Genomic DNA, 2,387 nt, shown 5'->3' on the forward strand with positions numbered 1-2,387 from the left:
TGGAGTAGCACGCTCAAGACCCGAAGCGGAGTGATCTAGCCATGGGCAGGTTGAAGCGGAGGTAAGACTTCGTGGAGGACCGAACCCACCAGGGTTGAAAACCTGGGGGATGACCTGTGGTTAGGGGTGAAAGGCCAATCAAACTCCGTGATAGCTGGTTCTCCCCGAAATGCATTTAGGTGCAGCGTCGTGTGTTTCTTGCCGGAGGTAGAGCACTGGATAGGCGATGGGCCCTACCGGGTTACTGACCTTAGCCAAACTCCGAATGCCGGTAAGTGAGAGCGCGGCAGTGAGACTGTGGGGGATAAGCTCCATGGTCGAGAGGGAAACAGCCCAGAGCATCGACTAAGGCCCCTAAGCGTACGCTAAGTGGGAAAGGATGTGGAGTCGCACAGACAACCAGGAGGTTGGCTTAGAAGCAGCCACCCTTGAAAGAGTGCGTAATAGCTCACTGGTCTAGTGATTCCGCGCCGACAATGTAGCGGGGCTCAAGCGTACCGCCGAAGTCGTGTCATTGCAGCATTGAGGGCCAACGCCCGCTGTGATGGGTAGGGGAGCGTCGTCTGCCGGGTGAAGCAGCACCGGAAGGTAGTTGTGGACGGTTGACGAGTGAGAATGCAGGCATGAGTAGCGATACAAACGTGAGAAACGTTTGCGCCGATTGACTAAGGGTTCCTGGGTCAAGCTGATCTGCCCAGGGTAAGTCGGGACCTAAGGCGAGGCCGACAGGCGTAGTCGATGGATAACCGGTTGATATTCCGGTACCCGCTGTGAAGCGTCAAACATCGAGCATCGTGATGCTAAGGCCGTGAAGCCGCCCTGATCTCTTCGGAGTTGAGGGGAGTGGTGGAGCCGCTGAACCAAGCGGTTAGTAGGTGAGTGATGGGGTGACGCAGGAAGGTAGTCCATCCCGGGCGGTGGTTGTCCCGGGGTAAGGGTGTAGGCCGGTGTGCAGGTAAATCCGCGCACCTTGTGGCTGAGACCTGATGCCGAGCCGATTGTGGTGAAGTGGATGATCCTATGCTGTCGAGAAAAGCCTCTAGCGAGTTTCATGGCGGCCCGTACCCTAAACCGACTCAGGTGGTCAGGTAGAGAATACCGAGGCGTTCGGGTGAACTATGGTTAAGGAACTCGGCAAAATGCCCCCGTAACTTCGGGAGAAGGGGGGCCATTCCTGGTGACGGGCTTTGCGCCTTGAGCTGGGGGTGGCCGCAGAGACCAGCGAGAAGCGACTGTTTACTAAAAACACAGGTCCGTGCGAAGCCGTAAGGCGATGTATACGGACTGACGCCTGCCCGGTGCTGGAACGTTAAGGGGACCGGTTAGCTTCACTTCGGTGGGGCGAAGCTGAGAACTTAAGCGCCAGTAAACGGCGGTGGTAACTATAACCATCCTAAGGTAGCGAAATTCCTTGTCGGGTAAGTTCCGACCTGCACGAATGGCGTAACGACTTCTCGACTGTCTCAACCATAGGCCCGGTGAAATTGCACTACGAGTAAAGATGCTCGTTTCGCGCAGCAGGACGGAAAGACCCCGGGACCTTTACTACAGTTTGATATTGGTGTTCGGTTCGGCTTGTGTAGGATAGCTGGGAGACTTTGAAGCATGCACGCCAGTGTGTGTGGAGTCGTCGTTGAAATACCAGTCTGGTCGTGCTGGATGTCTAACCTGGGTCCGTGATCCGGATCAGGGACAGTGTCTGATGGGTAGTTTAACTGGGGCGGTTGCCTCCCAAAGGGTAACGGAGGCGCCCAAAGGTTCCCTCAGCCTGGTTGGTAATCAGGTGTTGAGTGTAAGTGCACAAGGGAGCTTGACTGTGAGACCGACGGGTCGAGCAGGGACGAAAGTCGGGACTAGTGATCCGGCGGTGGCTTGTGGAAGCGCCGTCGCTCAACGGATAAAAGGTACCCCGGGGATAACAGGCTGATCTTCCCCAAGAGTCCATATCGACGGGATGGTTTGGCACCTCGATGTCGGCTCGTCGCATCCTGGGGCTGGAGTCGGTCCCAAGGGTTGGGCTGTTCGCCCATTAAAGCGGTACGCGAGCTGGGTTTAGAACGTCGTGAGACAGTTCGGTCCCTATCCGCTGTGCGCGTAGGAGTCTTGAGAAGGGCTGTCCCTAGTACGAGAGGACCGGGACGGACGAACCTCTGGTGTGCCAGTTGTCCTGCCAAGGGCATGGCTGGTTGGCTACGTTCGGGAGGGATAACCGCTGAAAGCATCTAAGCGGGAAGCCTGCTTCGAGATGAGGACTCCCACCCACTTGATGGGGTAAGGCTCCCAGTAGACGACTGGGTTGATAGGCCGGATATGGAAGCCAGGTGACTGGTGGAGTTGACCGGTACTAATAGGCCGAGGGCTTGTCCTCAGTTGCTCGCGTCCACTGT

1 rRNA gene is annotated in these 2,387 nt (G+C 56.8%); it reads left to right on the top strand.

Going from position 1 to position 2,387, the window contains the following annotated elements:
- A 23S ribosomal RNA gene (locus JS756_RS35580) occupies window positions 1-2,368 on the top strand; the annotation flags it as partial.
- Window positions 2,369-2,387 lie beyond the last annotated feature (19 nt).

This window comes from Streptomyces actuosus, assembly GCF_016921115.1.
Lineage (GTDB): Bacteria > Actinomycetota > Actinomycetes > Streptomycetales > Streptomycetaceae > Streptomyces > Streptomyces actuosus_A.